The 18,063-nt window shown below is 72.2% G+C and carries 19 protein-coding genes; 8 read left to right on the forward strand and 11 right to left on the reverse strand.

Annotated elements, in window-relative coordinates:
• Window positions 1-22: 22 nt before the first annotated feature.
• Entirely contained in the window at window positions 23-1,306 is a 1,284-nt protein-coding gene (locus B072_RS0139615) for an MFS transporter (RefSeq protein ID WP_051127404.1), read from the reverse strand.
• A gap of 164 nt (window positions 1,307-1,470) precedes the next feature.
• Here B072_RS0139615 and B072_RS0139620 point away from each other — a divergent pair, with 164 nt between their 5' ends.
• Both B072_RS0139620 and B072_RS0139625 read left to right on the forward strand, forming a co-directional pair.
• Window positions 1,471-2,520: a LacI family DNA-binding transcriptional regulator gene (locus B072_RS0139620; RefSeq protein WP_018535552.1), complete on the forward strand. Its 1,050-nt coding sequence runs from the start codon at window positions 1,471-1,473 to the stop codon at window positions 2,518-2,520.
• A 224-nt stretch (window positions 2,521-2,744) separates the two neighbouring features.
• On the forward strand, window positions 2,745-3,401 hold the full coding sequence (locus B072_RS0139625) for a phosphatase PAP2 family protein (protein WP_018535553.1): 657 nt from the start codon (window positions 2,745-2,747) through the stop codon (window positions 3,399-3,401).
• 237 nt (window positions 3,402-3,638) lie between these two features.
• Here the strand turns inward: B072_RS0139625 and B072_RS0139630 are convergent, their stop codons facing one another.
• On the reverse strand, window positions 3,639-3,887 hold the full coding sequence (locus B072_RS0139630) for a WhiB family transcriptional regulator (protein ID WP_018535554.1): 249 nt from the start codon (window positions 3,885-3,887) through the stop codon (window positions 3,639-3,641).
• A gap of 147 nt (window positions 3,888-4,034) precedes the next feature.
• Between B072_RS0139630 and B072_RS0139635 the strand changes: the two genes are divergently transcribed.
• The gene (locus tag B072_RS0139635; RefSeq protein WP_018535555.1) at window positions 4,035-4,304 is read left to right on the forward strand and encodes a hypothetical protein; all 270 of its coding nucleotides are present in this window, start codon (window positions 4,035-4,037) and stop codon (window positions 4,302-4,304) included.
• Between the two features lie 29 nt (window positions 4,305-4,333).
• Here B072_RS0139635 and B072_RS0139640 read toward each other — a convergent pair whose 3' ends face one another.
• Complete coding sequence (locus tag B072_RS0139640) at window positions 4,334-5,218, reverse strand: hypothetical protein (protein WP_018535556.1); 885 nt, start codon at window positions 5,216-5,218, stop codon at window positions 4,334-4,336.
• Between the two features lie 132 nt (window positions 5,219-5,350).
• Window positions 5,351-6,736, reverse strand: a complete 1,386-nt coding sequence (locus B072_RS0139645) for an alkaline phosphatase PhoX (protein ID WP_026246797.1) — start codon at window positions 6,734-6,736, stop codon at window positions 5,351-5,353.
• Between the two features lie 448 nt (window positions 6,737-7,184).
• Between B072_RS0139645 and B072_RS0139650 the strand changes: the two genes are divergently transcribed.
• Window positions 7,185-7,502 (forward strand): hypothetical protein, encoded by a 318-nt coding sequence (locus tag B072_RS0139650; RefSeq protein ID WP_018535558.1) that lies wholly within the window; start codon window positions 7,185-7,187, stop codon window positions 7,500-7,502.
• A gap of 139 nt (window positions 7,503-7,641) precedes the next feature.
• Here the strand turns inward: B072_RS0139650 and zapE are convergent, their stop codons facing one another.
• Window positions 7,642-8,715 (reverse strand): cell division protein ZapE, encoded by a 1,074-nt coding sequence (gene zapE, locus B072_RS0139655; protein WP_026246798.1) that lies wholly within the window; start codon window positions 8,713-8,715, stop codon window positions 7,642-7,644.
• An 88-nt stretch (window positions 8,716-8,803) separates the two neighbouring features.
• Between zapE and B072_RS0139660 the strand changes: the two genes are divergently transcribed.
• The 4 genes from B072_RS0139660 (at window position 8,804) to msrB (ending at window position 12,164) form a co-directional block, all read left to right on the forward strand.
• Window positions 8,804-9,616 carry a pyrimidine reductase family protein gene (locus B072_RS0139660; RefSeq protein ID WP_199791141.1) on the forward strand — a complete coding sequence of 271 codons (813 nt, stop codon included), beginning with the start codon at window positions 8,804-8,806 and terminating at the stop codon, window positions 9,614-9,616.
• Window positions 9,617-9,749: 133 nt separating this feature from the next.
• On the forward strand, window positions 9,750-10,223 hold the full coding sequence (locus B072_RS0139665; protein ID WP_026246799.1) for a hypothetical protein: 474 nt from the start codon (window positions 9,750-9,752) through the stop codon (window positions 10,221-10,223).
• Window positions 10,224-10,339: 116 nt separating this feature from the next.
• On the forward strand, window positions 10,340-11,743 hold the full coding sequence (gene murC, locus B072_RS0139670; protein ID WP_018535562.1) for a UDP-N-acetylmuramate--L-alanine ligase: 1,404 nt from the start codon (window positions 10,340-10,342) through the stop codon (window positions 11,741-11,743).
• Window positions 11,744-11,756: 13 nt separating this feature from the next.
• The gene (gene msrB / locus B072_RS0139675; RefSeq protein WP_018535563.1) at window positions 11,757-12,164 is read left to right on the forward strand and encodes a peptide-methionine (R)-S-oxide reductase MsrB; all 408 of its coding nucleotides are present in this window, start codon (window positions 11,757-11,759) and stop codon (window positions 12,162-12,164) included.
• A gap of 63 nt (window positions 12,165-12,227) precedes the next feature.
• On the opposite strand, the gene B072_RS0139680 is transcribed toward msrB, so the two are convergent.
• From B072_RS0139680 to B072_RS0139705, 6 genes are read right to left on the reverse strand one after another with little or no spacing between them, the layout of a single operon-like run.
• The gene (locus B072_RS0139680; RefSeq protein WP_026246800.1) at window positions 12,228-13,316 is read right to left on the reverse strand and encodes a hypothetical protein; all 1,089 of its coding nucleotides are present in this window, start codon (window positions 13,314-13,316) and stop codon (window positions 12,228-12,230) included.
• A 49-nt stretch (window positions 13,317-13,365) separates the two neighbouring features.
• On the reverse strand, window positions 13,366-13,794 hold the full coding sequence (locus B072_RS0139685; RefSeq protein WP_018535564.1) for a hypothetical protein: 429 nt from the start codon (window positions 13,792-13,794) through the stop codon (window positions 13,366-13,368).
• Window positions 13,791-14,501, reverse strand: coding sequence for a vWA domain-containing protein (locus B072_RS0139690; protein ID WP_018535565.1), 711 nt, complete (start codon window positions 14,499-14,501; stop codon window positions 13,791-13,793). The genes B072_RS0139685 and B072_RS0139690 overlap by 4 nt, the downstream gene beginning before the upstream one ends.
• Window positions 14,502-14,515: 14 nt before the next feature.
• Window positions 14,516-15,658, reverse strand: coding sequence for a protein kinase domain-containing protein (locus tag B072_RS0139695; protein WP_202538626.1), 1,143 nt, complete (start codon window positions 15,656-15,658; stop codon window positions 14,516-14,518).
• Complete coding sequence (locus B072_RS0139700) at window positions 15,655-16,821, reverse strand: protein phosphatase 2C domain-containing protein (RefSeq protein WP_018535567.1); 1,167 nt, start codon at window positions 16,819-16,821, stop codon at window positions 15,655-15,657. The genes B072_RS0139695 and B072_RS0139700 overlap by 4 nt, the downstream gene beginning before the upstream one ends.
• Window positions 16,818-18,053 (reverse strand): hypothetical protein, encoded by a 1,236-nt coding sequence (locus B072_RS0139705; RefSeq protein WP_026246801.1) that lies wholly within the window; start codon window positions 18,051-18,053, stop codon window positions 16,818-16,820. The genes B072_RS0139700 and B072_RS0139705 overlap by 4 nt, the downstream gene beginning before the upstream one ends.
• Window positions 18,054-18,063 lie beyond the last annotated feature (10 nt).

Below are 18,063 nucleotides of genomic sequence, written 5' to 3' on the forward strand. Positions count from 1 at the left end.
CCGGTTCGTGTACGCGGGTCGCTCAGCGCACGCCCCGGATGGGGCGTACGGCGAGCGCGCCGAGCACGGACAGTGCCGCGCCGACGAGGAACAGTGCCGTGTAGCCGCCGCTGGCCGACACGATCACGGACGACACGAACGGGGCCAGGATCTGCGGGCCCGCGCTCGCCATGTTCAGTACACCGAGGTCGCGGGCGGCGTCGCCCTCGCTCGGCAGGATCATCGTGACGAGCGCGTTGTCGACCGCCATGAAGCAGCCGAAGCCGAGCCCGTTGAGCGCCGCGAAGACGAGCATCGCGGTCCACGTCGGGGAGAGCGCGGGTATCAGCAGCGAGACGGCCGAGACCAGCGCCGACAGCCACACCCACAGCTTGCGCCGGTCCATCCGGTCCGAGAGCACACCGCCGACCAGCGTCGCGACGACCATGGCCACCGCCGAGACGGGCGTGAGGATCGCGACGGCGTCGGCGGGCTCCATCCCCTTCGGCAGCGAGACGTGATCGTCGAGGACGTACAGCTGGTAGCCGAAGACGCAGAAGTAGCCGAGCACGAGCAACGCCCGCCCGATGAAGGCCCACCTGAAGTCGTGGTTGCGCAGCGCGCTCGCGAACGCCGCCAACTGCCGCTTGAACGGCACCGGTTCGAGAGCCGGCCGCTTCTCCTCCCGCGCGAACGCGGTGAACACGACGGCGGAGACGGCGACGAACAGGCCGAGCACGAGATAGCCGGTGCGGAGGTGGTCGGTGAACGCGGCGCCGAGCACCGCGCCCAGCGTCGAGCCGAGCGGCATGCCGAGCCCGACGGCCGCGGACGCCCTGCCCCGCTCGGACAGCGGTACGCGGTCGGGGACCACGGAGGTGATGGCGGCCTGGAAGACGTTCATGGTGGCCTGCCCGACACACCACGCGATGGCGACCAGCAGCACCGTGTTCACGCCGCCGAGCAGCGCCATCGCGCCGACGGAGGCGACACCGCCCCACAGGATCCACGGATTGCGCCGCCCGGAACGGTCGGAGAGCGCCCCGGCCACCGGGTTGAAGAGGGTGGCGAAGATCGCGCTGACCCCGCTCACCAGGCCGAGCAGCGCCACCTTGTCGGCCTTGTCGATGTGCTCGATCTGCAGCGGCAGCAGTACACCGCCCACCCCGATGTAGAGGGTGTACATGGCGGTGTTGCCGAGCGTCAGCAGCGGCAGCAGGCCGCGCGGAGCGCTCGTGCGGGCCGGGGCGTCGGGAGTACCGGAGGTACCGGGGACGGTGGCGTCGGAGCCGCCGGCCTGGGGATCACGCTGAGCGGAAAGGGCCACGTTGCCCTCCTCCTCATGACGGGTCAGGAGCACCTGGCGGTGACACGTGTAAGTTACTCGTGTAAACGGGTTTGTAGCACCCTCCCTCGCCTCCGCGCCAGACCTTTCGCGGACCGACTCCGAAAGACCCTGTTCAGGCTGCTGTGAAAGGATGCGCGTCAGCCATGAACGACCGTGCCCGCAGTGCCCGCAGCGCACAGAACGCGCCCGCGCCGACGCCCACCAGCGCCGCCGTCGCGCGCCATGCCGGGGTCTCCCGGGCCACCGTCTCCTACGTCCTGAACGGCCAGGCGGCGGGCAAGGTCAGCGCCGCGACCCAGGCCAAGGTCAAGAAGGCCGCCCGGGAGCTCGGCTACGTCCCGCACGCCGCAGCCCGCTCCCTGCGCTCCGGCAGCAGCGGGCTGGTCCTGATCGCGGTGCCGGCGGACCGGGTCCCGGCGTTCGGGCCCCTTTTCTCCGCGTTCATCGCCCGGTTCCAGACGGAGCTGGAGCGGCACGGGTACACCGGGGTCCTGCACGGGGCCCGGGCCGACGGGTCGCCGGAGGACACCGCCCGCGCCTGGGCCGAGCTCCGGCCCGCGGCGGTGCTGACCACCTTCGGTGCGCCGCTCACCGCGGACTCCGTCGACATACTCCTGCGCTCCGGCACCCGGGCCGTGCTCTCGTTCGGGCCGCCGCCGGCGCCGGGCGCGCACGGGATCACGATGGACCAGGAGGAGATCGGTGCGGTGGCCGCGGCGCACCTGCTGTCCTCGGGGCGGCGCAGGCTCGGCGTCGTGGTGCCGCGGGAGCGGGGGCTCGACCCCTTCAGTGGCCCGCGCCTCGCCGGGGCGAGGGCGGCGGCCCGGGCGTTTCCGGGGGCCGCGGTCACCCCTCTTCCGCTGGCCTACACGGAGGAGTCCGCCGCTCGACTCGTGGCTCAGACAAGGGAGTTGGATGCCGTCTTCGCGTACAACGACGAGTACGCGATGCTGCTGATGCGGGCGCTGCAGGACGCCGGTGTCGACATTCCGGGGGACCTCGCCGTGGTCGGGGCGGACGATCTGCTGCTCGCGCGGCTGTTGCGGCCGCGGCTGACGAGTGTGCGTACGCGGCTTCCCGAGCCCGGGGAGGTGGCGGCGCTGGTCGACCGGCTGATCTCGGACTCCTCGGTGGTGCCGGGGGAGCGGTTCCGGTCCACCGCGCAGATCGAGGTGCGTGAGTCGTCGGGCTGACGGCTGACGGCTGGCAGTTGAGGGCTGAGGGCTGAGGGCTGAGGGCTGGGGGTTGAGGGTTGAGGGCTTGCGGTTGAGGGCCGGTGGCTGACGGGTCAGGGTTGTTCGTGGTGTGGGCCGGCTGTGGATCTGATGTCGGTGAGGGGCTGGCGTGCGGTCGGTGACACGTGTAACTATCTCGGCCGCCGGGCAACGCCGTTCCGAGCCGTCCTGAAAGGCCTCCCATGTCTCTCGCCGCGCCGCCGCACGTCCGTCCGAGGGTTCTGCTGTCCGCCGGGGCCGCTCTGTTGGTGGTCCCCGTGCTGGTGGGAACGGCCGTTCGCGCGGACCGGCGTCCGCCGTTCCAGGCCGTGGACGACACATGGCTGCGGTGGATGGGCGGGCCCCACAAGGGTTTCGCGGAGTCCCTGGCCTCCGCGCTCAACCTGTTCGGCGGGCCCTACGGGGCGCTGGTGCCGCTGGTGGGGATGCTCGTGCTGTTCGCTCTGCGGCGGTTCGGGGCGGGGCTCTGCGTGCTGATCGCGACGCTGGCCACGCAGGTGGCGGTGCAGGCGCTCAAGCATCTGGTGGACCGGCCGCGTCCGGCGCATCCGCTGGTCACGGTGGACCACGGGTCGTTTCCGTCCGGGCACGCCGCGACGATGGCGATGACGGTCGTCCTGATCGGGGCGATCTGTGTGCCGGCGCGGCGGCTGCGGTGGTGGTGGCCGGTCGGTGTGGTGCTGACCCTGACGATGATGTGGAGCCGCACGTGGCTGCACGCGCACTGGCTGTCGGACACGCTGGCCGGGGCGCTGGCGGGGGCCGGGGCGACGCTCCTGGTGTGCTGGGCGTTCGGGCCCGGGCGGCTGCGTGGGCGCCGCCGGGCGATCGGGGGGTGAGTGTCGGGTGCGGGTCCGGTGGGGCTTCTCGCGACCCGTGGCGGAGCCTGGTGGACGCGGGCCCCGCGCCCCTTGCGCCGTCGCGTCCGCCGGATGCCGTTCGTCTCGCGGCTGTGGGTCGTCTCGCGGCTGCGGGCCGGTGGGGCTTCTCGCGCAGTTCCCCGCGCCCCTGAAGCGAGCTTCCCTCGCCCGGGCCCCACCGGACCCGCACCCGGCACAAGCGGCCCACCGCCCGACTCAGTGGGCCCGCGCCCGGCGGCGTTGCGCTCTCAGGAGTCCGGCCCGCTCCCGTTCGGAGGTGCCGCCCCACACCCCTGAGGTCTGCCCCGTCTCCACGGCCCACCTCAGGCACTCGGTGACGACGGGGCACCTGCGGCACACCTGCTTCGCGGCCTCGACATCGTGGACGGCGGGCCCTGTCGTACCGACCGGGAAGAACAGCTCAGGGTCCTCATCCGTGCACGCGGCCCAGTCCAACCACTCCATTTCCTTCTCCCTCAATGGCACCTGGACGCCGCGCGGGTGCCCACAACCTCCGCGTGGAAACGCCGAGTTTGAGGGAGAGAACGGCAGGGCACCCGCTCGCGAACGCAGCTGGACCCAGCTGGACCGAGCCGAGAGGGAGGCATCCACATGGTGAGGCACCCCGAACCCGACGTGCGCCCGGAGACTCCCGGCAAGCGCCCGCCGGTCGTCCCCCGCGACCTGCCCGACCAGCAGGCGGGCGCGCACGACATCGATCCGCTGGACATCGGCGGCGGGCCGCCCGAGGACGAGGCCGACGACGGGACGCCGGACGAGACCGTGCCCGAGCCCGACGAATCGGGTACGGGCCGCCGGGGCGCACCGCGCTCCGGCGGCGTACGCCCCGACCAGCCGGTCCCGGACGAGCCTTCCGGGTAGGAGCCGGCGGGCGCCCCCGCGTCGGAGGATCAGGCGCGCCCGCGCAGCGCCTCTGCGAGCTGCCTGAAGAACGCCGCGTGCGCGGCCGCGCTGGCCGGGATCTCCGGGTTCCACGGGAGGACCACGGCCCGCTCGGCCACGGCGGCCCAGTGAGCGTCGCCGCCGTACTCGGCGCCCGGGGCCGCATTGGCGCGGGCGTCCAACAGGACGATGTCCGGGGCGAGTTCGTCCGCGTCGGCCCAGCTGCCGGTGTGCCAGTTGGCGCCGGGGCCCTCGGGCGGCTCCACGGTACGCACGCCGAGGCCCGTCAGGGCGCTGAGATCGGGCCACTTGGCGGGGCGTGCCAGGTGGACCGAGCCGGAGCCGCCGGGGGAGAGCGCCAGTACGCGTGCCGCGCCGGTCGCCGTCTCCGTCAGTGCCGCCAACTCGCCTTCCGCCCGCGTCAGTTCCATCAGCGCGGCGGGGCTCTCGGCGAGGCCGAGCGAGCGGCCGAGCTCGGCGAACCGCTCCCGGACGCCGCCCAGCGTGCGGCCCTGGCCCACGTCGATCACGACGACCGGGACATGTTCCTCCAGGTGTTTCGCCGTGTCGGGTTCGATCCCGTACACCTGTCCGCCGCCGTAGGTCAGCGCGACCACGAGGTCAGGCCGGACGGCGAGTACGTCGTCGAGGCCGAGGCCCGCGCCCGCGCCGAGGTAGGCGACGTCGTCGAGCGGCAGGGCGCCCGACTTGGCGCGGTCGGGGCGGGCCCCGTCGTGGTACGAGCCGAAGACACCCACGGGGCGTATCCCGAGATCCCACAGGCTCGCTCCCGCCTGTATGTACGCCACGACGCGTGACGGTGGTTCGGGCGCGGCGGCGAGATGCCCGCGGTCGTCGGTGAACTCCCAAGCTGTGGTTGACCGTTCGTCCATACGGGCTACCTGCCCAGGCCGTGCGGATGCCACGCGGCGCCCCACCCGCCAAATCAGGCCGGGGGAAGGCCGGTTCAGGTCGGCCGGTGTGCTCCGGGACACCCGCTCGGGTGCCCCGGAGCGCGTGCGGTCCTACTTGTGCCAGGGTCCGGTCACGGCGAACGTCGTCCCGGGCGTGTAGCAGTTCACGTACATCGTGTCGCCGTCCGGCGAGAACGTGACCCCGGCGAACTCGCCCCACTCGGGGGCCTCCGGCGTTCCGATGTTCTGCCGCCCGCGCGCCATCGCGTACACCTCGCCCTTGCGGGTGACGCCGAAGACGTGCTGCGCGCCCTCGCCGTCCTCGCACACCATGAGGCCGCCGCTGGGCGCGAGGCAGATGTTGTCCGGCTCCTCGCCCGGCAGTTGGACGTCGGTGTCGGGTCCGAAGACGATGACCAGGGTCAGCCGTCGCGCGCTCGGGTCGTAGCGCCAGATCTGGCCGTAGTGGTCGGCGGCCGAGCCCTCGCGGCTGCGGGCGTACGACGACACGAAGTAGACACAGGACCCGCCCCAGTAGCAGCCCTCCAGCTTCTGGGCGTGCGTGATGCCCTTCGGGCCGAAGTCCTGGTTGCGGATGGGGGTGGTGGCGGCCAGTGGGTCGGGTACGTCGACCCACTCGATGCCGGTGAAGGTGGCTCCGGTCTCCTGGACCGCCGACAGATCCGGTACGCCCGGTACGCGCATCGCCTGCAGCGTGCCGCCCGCGCGCAGTGAACCGAGGCCGCCCTGGGGCTTGTTGGGCAGGAAGCGGTAGAAGAGGCCGAAGGGCTTGTCGAAGGCGTCCTCCGTCTCGTAGACGACCCCGCGCCGCGGGTCGACGGCGATCGCCTCGTGCTGGAAGCGGCCCATCGCGGTCAGCGGCACGGCGCCCGAGCGGCGCGGGTCGACCGGGTCGACCTCGAAGATGAAGCCGTGGTCCTTGGTGTAGCCGTTCGTGCCGGCCTTGTCCTCGGTCTCCTCGCAGGTGAGCCACGTACCCCAAGGGGTGTGCCCGCCCGCGCAGTTGACGGCGGTGCCCGCGATGGCGACCCGCTCGCTCAGGACGTTGTTGTGCCGGTCGAGCGTGAGCGCCGTACAGCCGCCCTTGCCCATCGGGTCGTACGTGATGCCCTCGACGGTCGGTACCGGGACGCGGCCGGTGACCCGGTTCTCGTGGTTGCGCACGAGGTGCACGCGGCCCTGTCTCCCGCCGAAGGCGGCCATGCCGTCGTGATTGCTGGGCACCGGGCCCTCGCCGGAGCGGAGTTGATCGCCCTCGCGGGACAGGACCTTGTACCGGAACCCCTTCGGGAGGTCGAGCAGCCCGGCCGGGTCCTCGACCAACGGCCCGTACCCGGCGCGTCCCTGGGCTGCCGCGGAGCCGGCGAACAGCTCGGACACGGCCCCGGCGAAGGCGATTCCCACCCCCAACCCGCCGGTGCGGGCGAGGACTTGACGTCGTGTTGCGGACTGTCGTGCATCAGTGGTGCCTGACATGGTGCAACCTCCTGCTGGCGGACAGGAACTGTGACCCGGCTGTGTCTATCACGCACACTTCGCCACGGGAACCACGCGCGTAGTAAAGCCAGTTGGGGCGTGGTTACTCGTGTAGGTTCGCTACCGTCCCGCCCGGCGCCGGGGGCGTGCGGTATCAGGCCGAGGGGCGGGGGCGGGGTGACTCGGGTGTCCGGAGAGGTGACGCGGGCGTTGCTGCGTGCGGTGCGCGTGGTGGACGGGGTGATGGTGCGGGTCATGGTCCGGCAGGACCTGGAAGCGGTCACGAAGCCACGGCCCCGCCCTCGGTTCCTGTTGCGGGCGTACCGGCATCCGTTCCGGGCGGGCGGGCGGGCGCGGTGCTGGGGGCCGGGACGGCCGCGCTGTTCACGGCGGGGGAGTCGCCCTGCGGCTCCCGTTCGAGCCCACCGATGCCCTGCTGCTGCTCGCGGTGGGGGCGGCGCCGGGTCTGCTCCTGGCGCTGGTCCTGCGGTGGGAGGGCATGGCGTACGGGCTCCGCGAGCACTACGAGCACCGTCGCGGTCCCGCCTCCGCCCCGTCGGCCCGGCGGCTCGCCGCCAGGGCCGGGGTGTGGTGGGCGGTGATCACCTTGATGCTGTGGGGCAAGGACACGCTGGAGGGCGCATCAGCCGACCTCTTCATCACCGCCGTCGTGGTCGCGCTCCTGTTGCTCGCAGTCGGCGCGGTGACGGCGGTGGTGGCCCTCACGAACGGCTTCGTCCGCAAGCGGCGTCGCCGGAAGGCGTGACGGGCGGGCGTGGTGCCCGTACGGCGGACGACGGCGGAGGCGTGCCGGGAGGGCTGGCCCGACCGCCCGCGCGCCGAGCTGGGCACGGCCCCTTTGATCCCGCACGAGACCCTTCCTCAATCCCGTACGAGACCCTTCCTCAATCCCGTACGAGACCCTTCGCATCCCGCGCCAACGCCGTGAGCCGTGAGATCGCGCGGAAGTACTTCTTGCGGTAGCCGCCGTTCAGCATCTCCTCGCTGAAGAGCTGGTCGAACGGGTCGCCCGACGCGAGCACCGGGATCTCCCGGTCGTAGAGCCGGTCGGCCAGGACGACCAGGCGCAGGGCCGTCGACTGGTCGGGGACGGCGCCGACGTCGGTCAGGCACACGGCCTTCAGGTCGTCGGTCAGGGCGCCGTACCGGCTCGGGTGGACGCGCGCGAGGTGGTCGAGCAGGTGCGGGAAGTCGTCGAGCGAGGCGCCCTCGGTGGCGTACGCGGCCTTGGTGACCTGCTCCTCGGAGAACGGCGGCGGGGCCTCGGGCAGACCCCGGTGGCGGTAGTCCTCGCCGTCGATGCGCAGCGGGCGGAAGTGCGCCGACAGGCCCTGGATCTCGCGCAGGAAGTCCGCGGCGGCGAACCGGCCCTCGCCGAGCTTGCCGGGCAGCGTGTTCGACGTGGCCGCGAGCGCGACACCCGCCTCCACCAGCTTGCCGAGCAGGGACGAGACCAGCACGGTGTCGCCCGGGTCGTCGAGCTCGAACTCGTCGATGCACAGGAGCCGGTGGCCGCTGAGCGTCTTCACCGTCTGCTGGAAGCCGAGGGCGCCGACCAGGTTCGTGAGCTCCACGAAGGTGCCGAACGCCTTGAGCGCGGGCTCGGCCGGGGTCGCGTGCCACAGGGAGGCGAGCAGGTGGGTCTTGCCGACGCCGTAACCGCCGTCGAGGTACACACCGCGGGGACCGGCCGGCGCCGCGGGCTTCTTGCCGAAGCCGAAGAGGCCGCGCTTCTTGCCGGTGCCGGAGGCGTGCGCCCCGCCGAGCCCCGCCGCGAAGGAGCTCAGGACGTCGATCGCCTGCGTCTGGCTCGGCTGGTTCGGGTCCGGGATGTACGTGTCGAAGCGCGCCGAGGCGAACCGGGGCGGCGGCACCATCTCCGCCACCAGCCGCTCCGCGGGAACGCGCGGCTCGCGGGCGCACAGGGACAGCGGCGCCGCACCCGATATGGGGCTCACGCCCGGCTGGCCCGCGCGGCGGGAGTCTGCGGTTTCGGTGGAGGACGACACAACTCATCAGCTTAGTGGCCGTGCCACACTGCACGTCATGCGACGCCTGTTCCCTGTGACGTACGAAACAGCAGATCACGCGGGCCGGCAGGGGGGCGGGGAGCCCCTGGGGTCGGAGTGGAGCCTCGACGCGCTCGCCGACGCCTACGCCTATCCGCCGCGGGCGGACCACCAGGCATGGCTGCGCGCCAACATGGTCTCCACGCTCGACGGCGCGGCCCAGCACGACGGCCGGTCCCAGCCCATCTCCAGCGACACCGACATGCGGGTCTTCGGAACCTTGCGCGGCCTCGCCGACGTGGTCGTGGTCGGCGCCCAGACGGTCCGCCAGGAGGGGTACCGGCCCGCCCGTGCCCGGGAGGCGTTCGCCGCGCGCCGGGCGGCGGCCGGGCAGGACCCCGCCCCGTCCATCGCGGTGATCAGCGCGAGCCTGGACCTGGACTTCTCGCTGCCCCTGTTCACCGAGCCGCTGGCCCCCACGTACGTGATCACCGGTTCGGGTGCCCCGGCCGAGCGGATCGAGGCCGCGCGCGGGTCGGGCGCCGAGGTGCTGCTCGCGGGCGAGGGCGCGACGGTCGACCCGGACCGCGCGGTGGCGGCGCTCGCGGACCGCGGCCACCGCAGGCTGCTCACCGAGGGCGGACCGCGGATGCTGGGTCAGTTCGTGGCGGCCGGGGTACTCGACGAGCTGTGTCTGACGGTGTCCCCGATGCTCACCGCCGGCGATGCCCAGCGCATCGCCGGCGGCTCGGCGCTGACCGTGCCGGAACGTTTCGAGCTGCTCTCTCTCCTGGAAGAGGACGGTTTTCTCTACACCCGATACGGTCGGAGGCGACACTCGGCGGAATGATCCGTTCCGTTTAGCTCGCGCTGGGCACACTAAAACTCGCAGACCCCGTGCGGGCACGGGGCAGGATGGTTTCCGCAGTTCCGCAGGGACCCGTCGAAGGACGGCCCACGGTAGGAGAAGAAGGGCGCCCGTCGTGTTCACGAGCGTATTGATGATCGAGAAGGCCCTGACGTCCGCCGACGTGGAGTTCGTCACCACTTTGCACGGTGACGAGGAAGTCGCCTTCCATGTACTGCTCCAGCCCCGCGGCGACCAGGCCGACCGGCTGCTGCGCGCGATCGACGACGTAGCGATGGGGGAACTGGACGAGGCGGCGCGCGAGGGCGACGTCCTGGAGGGCGACGAGGCCAAGGGCCCCGCCGAGCAGGCCCTGCAGGTCTCCCTCACCGCGCTCCGCCAGGCCGGCAGCGCCGCGGAGGGCAGCCTCATCGAGGACCACCCGCTGGACGCCCTCAAGGCCCTGGTCGACGAGGTGAAGGCGGACGAGGTGATCGTGCTGACCGACCCGCACTACGTCGAGGAGTTCTTCCACCGCGACTGGGCCTCGCAGGCCCGTCACAAGGTCGGCGTTCCGGTTCTGAAGCTCTTCTCGCACAGCAAGGCGTAGCGAGGCGGGGTGCCGGGGTGCGGGGCGGCCGGGCCGGAGGCAATAGGCTGGGCCCGGCCCGTGGTCGCATTCGTCCACGGAACACGTCGCATCGGAACCCCAGGGGAGTAACACGCATGGCACCCGGCCTGCCGCATTCCATCGCCGACATGGACCGACCGCACTTCATCGGCATCGGCGGCGCCGGAATGTCGGGCATCGCCAAGATCCTCGCCCAGCGCGGCGCGCGGGTCGCGGGCAGCGACGCCCGCGAGTCCGCCACGGCCGATTCCCTGCGCGCGCTCGGCGCCACGGTGCACATCGGCCACGCCGCCGAGCACGTCGCCCCGGACACCACCTGCGTCGTGGTCTCCTCCGCGATCCGCGAGGACAACCCGGAACTGGCCCGTGCCAAGGAGCTCGGCATCCCGGTCGTGCACCGCTCCGACGCCCTCGCCTCCCTGATGGACGACCTGCGCCCGATCGCGGTCGCGGGCACGCACGGCAAGACGACCACGACGTCGATGCTCGCGGTGTCCCTCACGTCCCTCGGCCTGAACCCCTCGTACGCGATCGGCGGCGACCTGGACGCCCCCGGCTCGAACGCGCTGCACGGCGAGGGCGACATCTTCGTGGCCGAGGCCGACGAGTCCGACCGCAGCTTCCACAAGTACGCGCCGGAAGTCGCGATCATCCTCAACGTCGAGCTCGACCACCACGCCAACTACGCGTCGATGGACGAGATCTACGAGTCCTTCGAGACGTTCACGACGAAGATCGTCCCGGGCGGCACCCTGGTCATCGCCGCCGACCAGTCGGGCGCCGCCGAGCTGACCCGCCGGATCCGCGACACGACGTCCCTGAAGGTCGTCACGTACGGCGAGTCGGAGTCCTCGGACATCCGCATCCACAAGATCACCCCGCGCGGCCTGACCAGCGAGGTGACGGTTCTCCTCGACGGCAAGCTGCTCACCTTCACCGTCTCGGTCCCCGGCCGCCACTACGCGCACAACGCGGTCGCCGCCCTCGCGGCGGGCGTCGCGATGGGCATCCCGGCCCGGAACCTGGCCTCGGCGCTCAAGTCGTACACCGGCGTCAAGCGCCGCCTCCAGCTCAAGGGCGAGGTGAACGGCGTGCAGGTCATCGACTCCTACGCCCACCACCCCACCGAGATGTCGGCCGACCTGGAGGCCATGCGCTCGGCAGCCGGCGATTCCCGCCTGCTGGTCCTCTTCCAGCCGCACCTCTTCTCCCGCACCCAGGAACTCGGCAAGGAGATGGGCGACGCCCTCGCCCTCGCCGACGCCTCGGTCGTCCTCGACATCTACCCGGCCCGCGAGGACCCGATCCCGGGCATCACCAGCGCCCTGATCATCGACGCGGCCCGCGCGGCGGGCGCCGACGTCCAGGCCGCCCAGGACAAGAGCGCGGCCGTCACGGCCGTCGCGGGAATGGCCAAGCCCGGTGATCTCGTTCTCACCATGGGCGCGGGCGACGTCACGGACCTCGGTCCGCGCATCCTGGACCACCTGAAGGGCTGAGGAGGCACCTGACATGTCGTACGACGTCGAGAAGCCGGACGAGCAGTGGCGCGCGGAGCTGAGCCCGGCCGAGTACGCGGTACTGCGCCAGGCCGGCACGGAGCCCGCCTTCACCGGTGAGTACACCGACTCGAAGACGAAGGGCGTCTACTCCTGCCGCGCCTGCGGAGCCGAGCTCTTCACCTCCACGGAGAAGTTCGAGTCGCACTGCGGCTGGCCGTCCTTCTACGACCCGAAGGACTCGGCCGCCGTCGAACTGATCGCGGACCGTTCGCACGGGATGGTGCGCACGGAGGTGCGGTGCGCCCGGTGCGGATCGCACCTCGGGCACGTCTTCGAGGGCGAGGGGTATCCGACCCCCACCGATCAGCGGTACTGCATCAACAGCGTCTCGCTGCGCCTCGAGGCCGACGAGAGCTGACCGTCCCGGACGGCCGAGGAACCGGACGATGCCCGCGCAGGAGGTTCTGCGCGGGCATCGATGTCATTCGGGGGACGGTTCCGGCGTGAGCTTCTCCCGGCCGATCCGGGTGCCCGACTTGTAGATCGACACGACGTTGTCGTGGATGTCGTAGCGGTAGGGCGGGTTGCTCGCCTCGTAGCCGTCGTCGGTCCGCTTCGCGGGCATGGTGATGCCGGCCTCGCGGCGGTCGCTGAACTCGCCGAAGTAGTACAGCTTCCCGGCCCCGGTGCGGCACAGGACGATCTGCTTGTTGTCCGTACGGAACGCCTCGACCAGTTCGGCTCCGTCACCCGAGGGCAGTTCGTCGGCGATGCGGCCGGGGCAGGCCGCGGCGGTGCTCGTGGGGGTCGGGTCGGAGCCGCCCGTGGTACTCGAGCCGAGCGACTTGATGCAGCTCTGCGCGGCGAAGAGGAGCCCGATGCCCACGACGGCGGCCACCAGGCAGCCCGCGCAGCCGTTGCTCTTCTTCACCGGAGCCGGTGGCGGCGACCACCGCGGGCCCGGGGCCGGTGGCGGCGCGGGGGCGGGGTGCGGCGCGGTGGGCGTGTAGCCGGTCGCGGCGGTCGGCGGCGGGTGGAACAGGCTCTCCGGGCGCGGACGCGACCCCGTCGAGGCGGAGCCCGACGTGCCTCTCGGGCCCGTGGACGACGGCCGCCTCGGGGCGCTCTTCCCGGCCGACGGGCCCGAAGAGCCGGACGATCCCGACGATCCCGATGCGGAGGTCGACTTCTTGGGCGTCGGCTTCTTCGGGGCCGGCTTCTTCGGCGGAGGCTTCGTCGAGCCGCCCGAGGCGGACCCGGCCGGCCTCGGCGTCGCCTTCTTCGCCGCCGGCTTGGCCGCGGGCTTCGTGGCCGCCTTCCACTTGGTGTCGCAGACGAAGCACGACGTGTCCGCCTTGCGGTTGTTGGTGTCGCACTTGGTGCAGCGCCAGTCCGCGGGCGGCCCGGCCGGCGACGGACGCCTGGCCGCCGGACGCGGAGAGCTCTTGCGGGGCGGGGCGGCGGCAGGAGCGGGCGTGCGGCGGGCACCGCCGCAGATCGTGCAGGCCTTCTCCGCGGGCTTGTTGAACGTGTCGCAGTCCGCGCAGCGCCAGTTGGCCGTTGCCGCCACCCCTGTACTGCCTTTCCTCGATCCGTCGTTGCGTGCGTCGGGTCCCGGTTCAGCCCGGGTCGTTCTCGATCCGTTCCATGACCTCGACGAAGAGCTCCTCGGAGGCGGGGCCCGTGGGCGCCAGGACCCACTCCCGCGTGTCCGAGGGGACCCGCGAGATGTCGGCCGCCTCGTCCTCCTCGGCCTGCCGCTCCGGCACACCGTGCTCGCGCCGCAGCAGATCGAGCAGTTCCTCGGTGCCCCGGACGTGGGCGGCCGGCACACCGACCCGCAGCACGATCAGGTCGCCCGCTTCGGACGACGCACTCCTGAACCGGAACACCAACTGGCCCGAACCGTCACCCGACCTGGGGCGCAGCGACGCCTCGACGCAGCGCTCGGTCTTGACCTCCAGGTCCGCGGCGTCGGTCCAGCGCAGCCCCAGGACTCCTTCGTTGAGGACGAGCTCGAATCCGGGCCACTCCAGTCGCTCGATCACAGACTGTTCGCGATCGTCTCGATGATCTCGTCCATCTCGAACTCCTCGAGGCCCTCGCCCGCCTTGGACTCGAAGTGCAGCGTGAGGTCCCACTCCTCGGAGATCGGGTCCTTCCACGGCTCCTGGTCCGGCGCGAACAGCACGAGCCGCTTGGCCGACTGCTCCATGACCGCGGTCTGGCTGCGGGCATAACCCCACTGCTCGAAGAGGTCGTCGATGCTGCGCGGGATGTTCGTCGGGTACGTCTGCGCGGACGCGCCCACGGTGCCCAGCGGGTGCGCGGGGGCGTCCGTGAACATCACGATGACGTGCCGCCTGCGGTCCAGGCCCGTCTCCCAGGGGGAGTTGATGGCGAGGGCGAGCGCCTCGAGCCCCGACTCCGGGATGTCACCGCCACCGCCCGCGTCGATACCGCGCACGAACCGCTCGAACTCCTTGGCCTGTTCGGGCAGACGCAGGAAGGCGGTCTGCTCGATCGCCGACGACGGGTCGTCGCCGAAGTCCCGGAACGCGATGGTCTTCAGCCGCAGCTGGCTGATCGCCTTGCCCTTCTTCGCCATCACGTCGTTGAGGCGGTCGTGGAACTGCAGCGCGCTCGCCTTCACGGTGTCGAGGACGGGGAACATGCTGCCGGTCGCGTCGATGCAGAGCACGATGTCGACGGCGTACTGCAGATTGCCCTGGTACTGGTCGTTGCTGGCGTTCATGTGCGACTCCTGGTTCACGGTGCTTTGCGGTCCCGGCCGCGGTCGCCCAGGTTGATGCGGACGCGGGAGGACCGGGGAGCGGGCGGGGCGGCCGGGGCCGGCTCCGGGGGAGCGGGCGCCGGCGCGGGTTCGGCCGGAGCGGTACGGGGCGCGGGGGAGCCGGTGCGCGGCTTGAGGTTGCCGCGGACCCGGCTCGTCCGCGTCCGCGGCACCGGGCTCTCCTCCGCGGGCGGCTTCTTCGCGGGGCCACTACCGGGGCGACGGTGCTGCAGCGCGCACACCTTCGGATCCGACAGGGTCTTGAGATACGTCGCCATGCGCGGACGCTGCGCGGGATCCGCGTGGCCCATCGCCCGCAGCAGCGCCTGGATCTCGTCCGAGAGCCGCGGGTCGAGGCTCAGCCGCTCCCCGGCGTTGACCGCGTCCGCCGGAGAGCCGAACCGCTCGTCATGGCGCGGGAGTTCACCCGTCAGATAGAGGTGGGTCATCAGGCCCAGCGCGAACACGTCCACGGCGCACGTCAGCCGCTCGGGCCCGGCCGAGCCGTCCTGCCGCAGATAGCGGCGCCACTCCGGGGCCCCGTACAGGGAGTCGCCGGAGATGTCCTCGGGCGCGGGCGGCAGCCCCGCGACGTACGAATCGTCGAAGTCGATCAGCTTCGCGGTGTGGAAGGCCGCGTCGTCGCGCTTCTGCACGAGCACGTTGAGCGGCTTCAGGTCCCCGTGCACCACGTCGATGTCGTGCAGCTGCTTCAGGCTGGTGCCGAGCGTCTTGAGCAGCACCATCTTCTGGCGCGGCTCCAGCGCCTGCGGCTTCTCCAGACTGGAGGTGTCGATGCGCTCGGTGACCTTGTAGTACGTGCTGCCCTCGTGGAAGAAGTCCGTGGCCAGCACGAGGTTGCCGCCGCCGTGGGCGTCGGGCCGGAGCCGCTTCATGATCGTGCGGTGCCGTTCCTCGAACTCCTGGGCCAGCTGCCGCCGGATCCGCAGACTCGGCGAGTCACGGGCGTCGTCCTTGGGCCGCTTGGGCTCCAGGAACTGCTTGATGAAGTACGCGGAACCGGACTTCTCGGCGAAGGCCCAGATGCACTTCCCGCCGTTGGCGTTGGTCGGCGCGGTGGTGATGCGGTAGCCCGCGATCACGTCTCCTTGTTTCATACGTGCTCCTCGGGCGCGGGCGGCATGTGGACCTCGTAGCCGTGGCGGTACGCCTCCCACGACTGGTCCTGCCACGCCTTGATCAGGGCCGTGGTCCCGGCCGGATCCCCGGCGGGGCCGAGCCCGGCGATGAGCTCGTCCGGCCTGCCCACGGACTGCTGGTCGGCCAGCCGGCTCAGCCGGGGCGCGAACCGGGACCGCAGGCCCTCGAAGCTCCGGTAGCCCAGCGTCAGCAGCGCGAGCGAGGCGTCGTCGGCCGTGAAGGACTCCACCTCGCGCCGGATCAGGTCGGCCCATCCGGCGGAGTCGCCCGCCTGTTGCAGTGTGCGCAGCAGAAGGTGCTCGAGGTCGGCGGGCGTGTGGACGTAGCCGAAGAACCCGTCGGTGGCCGCGACGAGCACGCACGGCAGCGGCAGGGACAACTGATGGGTGTCGATGGCGAAGTCGCGGTCGGCGCAGATCAGATTGGTCATCGGCGGATCGCTGCGCAGCAGTTCCAGCGCGTCGCTCTCGCGGGTGTGGTCGCGGGTGAGCACGTGCAGTCCGCTCTCCGGCAACAGCACGTACGCCCGTGAGTCACCCGCCCACAGCGACCGCAGCTCGACCTCCGTCTCCCCGGGGGCGACCTGGTAGTGCACGCCGGCGAGCGTGGTGGGCAGCTGGCGGCGCATGGTGCCGCGGATCTTGCTCTGTCGCCGGGGCGCCTTGGTGAGGAAGTACTCCAGGTAGTCGTGCAGCGACTGCGGCTCCGCGTACTGGCGGTCCCCCGCGACGTCGTGGAACCAGCACTCCGTGGCGAGCCGGGCCGTGCGCGCGCCCACCCAGGCGCCGGTACGGGACGTGCCGTCGGGCGCCTGCCAGGCCGGGGCCGCGCCCGCGCCGCCCGACCCGTCGAAGACGGCGAGCAGGCCCTGCCCCGACTCCCAGTGGTGGGCGACGAACGGCTCCGCGTCCTCCCCCCGGCCCGGGACCCGCTCGGTCCACACGGACACCGTCTGGAGCGGCCCCTGGTCCTCGCCCCAGGCGAGGCGCGGCGGTGTGGCCCGCGGCGCGGGCGGTCCGCCGGCGGGATCGGGCCCGAGGGTCGCCGCTCCGGATCCGGCCCACACGGGCCGGGGCCCCTGGGCGTCCGGGGCGGTGCTGTCCGGGTGCGGATGGTTCATCGCGGCTCCTTGCCGGAATCGGTCGGCCGGCGTTTGGCGGTGCCGCGCACACGGCTCACCCTCGGCTCCGGTGGCTCGGGGGAGGCAGGACGCGGAGGCGGCGGGGCGCTGCCGGTGGGCGGCAGCGGTTCGTCCTCGGGCGGTACGGAAGGGGCGACGGGACGCCGACGGGGGGTGTCACGGTCGGCGTCCGGTGCCCGGCCCGGGGCGTCGTCCCTGCCGGGCCGGCGCAGGCCGCCCGACGCGCGGACGCCGGAGACCCGGCCGGGGCCGGAGGACCCGGGCTCCTCGCGCAGCACCTCGCCCCTCAGCGGCGGCGTCGCGGGTTCCTCGTCGGCGGGGTCGGCCGCGGCCGGTTCGATGGCCCGGGACAGTGAGCCGCGCAGCCGTCCGCGCCGCGTCGCCGTCTCGAACAGGCCGTCCCCGCCGCGCAGCACCTCCTCCAGGACGACGCGCTCCAGCTCGGTCTGCTCGAACGGCTCCCGGTCGGCGTCGCCGCGCTCCAGGACCAACCGCATGACCTCACGCTTGACCTCGCGCTTCTCGGCCTCGCTCTTCTCGATCCAGGTGAGCGCGGCGCGCGGCCCCTCCTTCTCCATGATCTCGGCGATCAGGCCGTCGATGCCCTCCTCGCGGATCATCTCGACATGCCGGGTGCGGCGCATGCGCGCCAGGCGGCTCTCGCGCACCACGTCCCTGAACTCCCGCCCGCTGGCGGCGATCTCGTCCTCGTCGACGAGCAGTTCGACGTGGATGTTGCGCAGCCGGATCGCGTCGTCCCCGGTGAAGACGGCGAGCGCGGTGTTGAGCGCCTGCTCGGCCTCGTGGAACTCGGCGATGTCGTAGTCCCGCGCCACCTCGCGCAGCGTCCGGCGCAGATGCGCGTACAGCGCGCCGCTCATGTCGCGGATGCCGCGGGCGACGACCTTCGCCGGGTCCGCGACCTTGCAGATCAGGTCGACGCGGCTGCGGAAGGAGAACGTGGGGTCGCGGCTGAGCAGGTCGATGTCCAGGACGAGCCGGTGCTCGGCGAGGTCCACCGTGAACACGGAGCGGTAACCGCCGTACCGCGCCGAGGGGATCTCCTCACCGCTGCGGACCGTCAGCGAGGGTCCGCTGTCCCGGACCAGGACCAGGGCACGGCCGGGGTCCGGCGGGCGCAGCGGGCTCGTCAGCCGCCACTTCGGCAGCTCGGCGACCTCGACGACCGGATCGTAGGTCTGTTCCTGCATGGCGTTCCCT

The organism is Streptomyces sp. HmicA12 (genome assembly GCF_000373565.1).
In the GTDB taxonomy this organism is placed as follows: domain Bacteria; phylum Actinomycetota; class Actinomycetes; order Streptomycetales; family Streptomycetaceae; genus Streptomyces.

Excerpts from the sequence above, each read along its gene's own strand:
- murC (WP_018535562.1), top strand. The coding sequence starts at position 10,340 with ATGGCACCCGGCCTGCCGCATTCCATCGCCGACATGGACCGACCGCAC.
- B072_RS0139660 (WP_199791141.1), top strand. The coding sequence starts at position 8,804 with ATGCGACGCCTGTTCCCTGTGACGTACGAAACAGCAGATCACGCGGGC.
- B072_RS0139630 (WP_018535554.1), bottom strand. The coding sequence starts at position 3,887 with ATGGAGTGGTTGGACTGGGCCGCGTGCACGGATGAGGACCCTGAGCTG.
- B072_RS0139635 (WP_018535555.1), top strand. The coding sequence starts at position 4,035 with ATGGTGAGGCACCCCGAACCCGACGTGCGCCCGGAGACTCCCGGCAAG.
- B072_RS0139695 (WP_202538626.1), bottom strand. The coding sequence starts at position 15,658 with ATGAAACAAGGAGACGTGATCGCGGGCTACCGCATCACCACCGCGCCG.
- B072_RS0139645 (WP_026246797.1), bottom strand. The coding sequence starts at position 6,736 with ATGTCAGGCACCACTGATGCACGACAGTCCGCAACACGACGTCAAGTC.
- B072_RS0139700 (WP_018535567.1), bottom strand. The coding sequence starts at position 16,821 with ATGAACCATCCGCACCCGGACAGCACCGCCCCGGACGCCCAGGGGCCC.
- B072_RS0139690 (WP_018535565.1), bottom strand. The coding sequence starts at position 14,501 with ATGAACGCCAGCAACGACCAGTACCAGGGCAATCTGCAGTACGCCGTC.
- B072_RS0139620 (WP_018535552.1), top strand. The coding sequence starts at position 1,471 with ATGAACGACCGTGCCCGCAGTGCCCGCAGCGCACAGAACGCGCCCGCG.
- B072_RS0139625 (WP_018535553.1), top strand. The coding sequence starts at position 2,745 with ATGTCTCTCGCCGCGCCGCCGCACGTCCGTCCGAGGGTTCTGCTGTCC.
- B072_RS0139640 (WP_018535556.1), bottom strand. The coding sequence starts at position 5,218 with ATGGACGAACGGTCAACCACAGCTTGGGAGTTCACCGACGACCGCGGG.
- msrB (WP_018535563.1), top strand. The coding sequence starts at position 11,757 with ATGTCGTACGACGTCGAGAAGCCGGACGAGCAGTGGCGCGCGGAGCTG.
- B072_RS0139705 (WP_026246801.1), bottom strand. The coding sequence starts at position 18,053 with ATGCAGGAACAGACCTACGATCCGGTCGTCGAGGTCGCCGAGCTGCCG.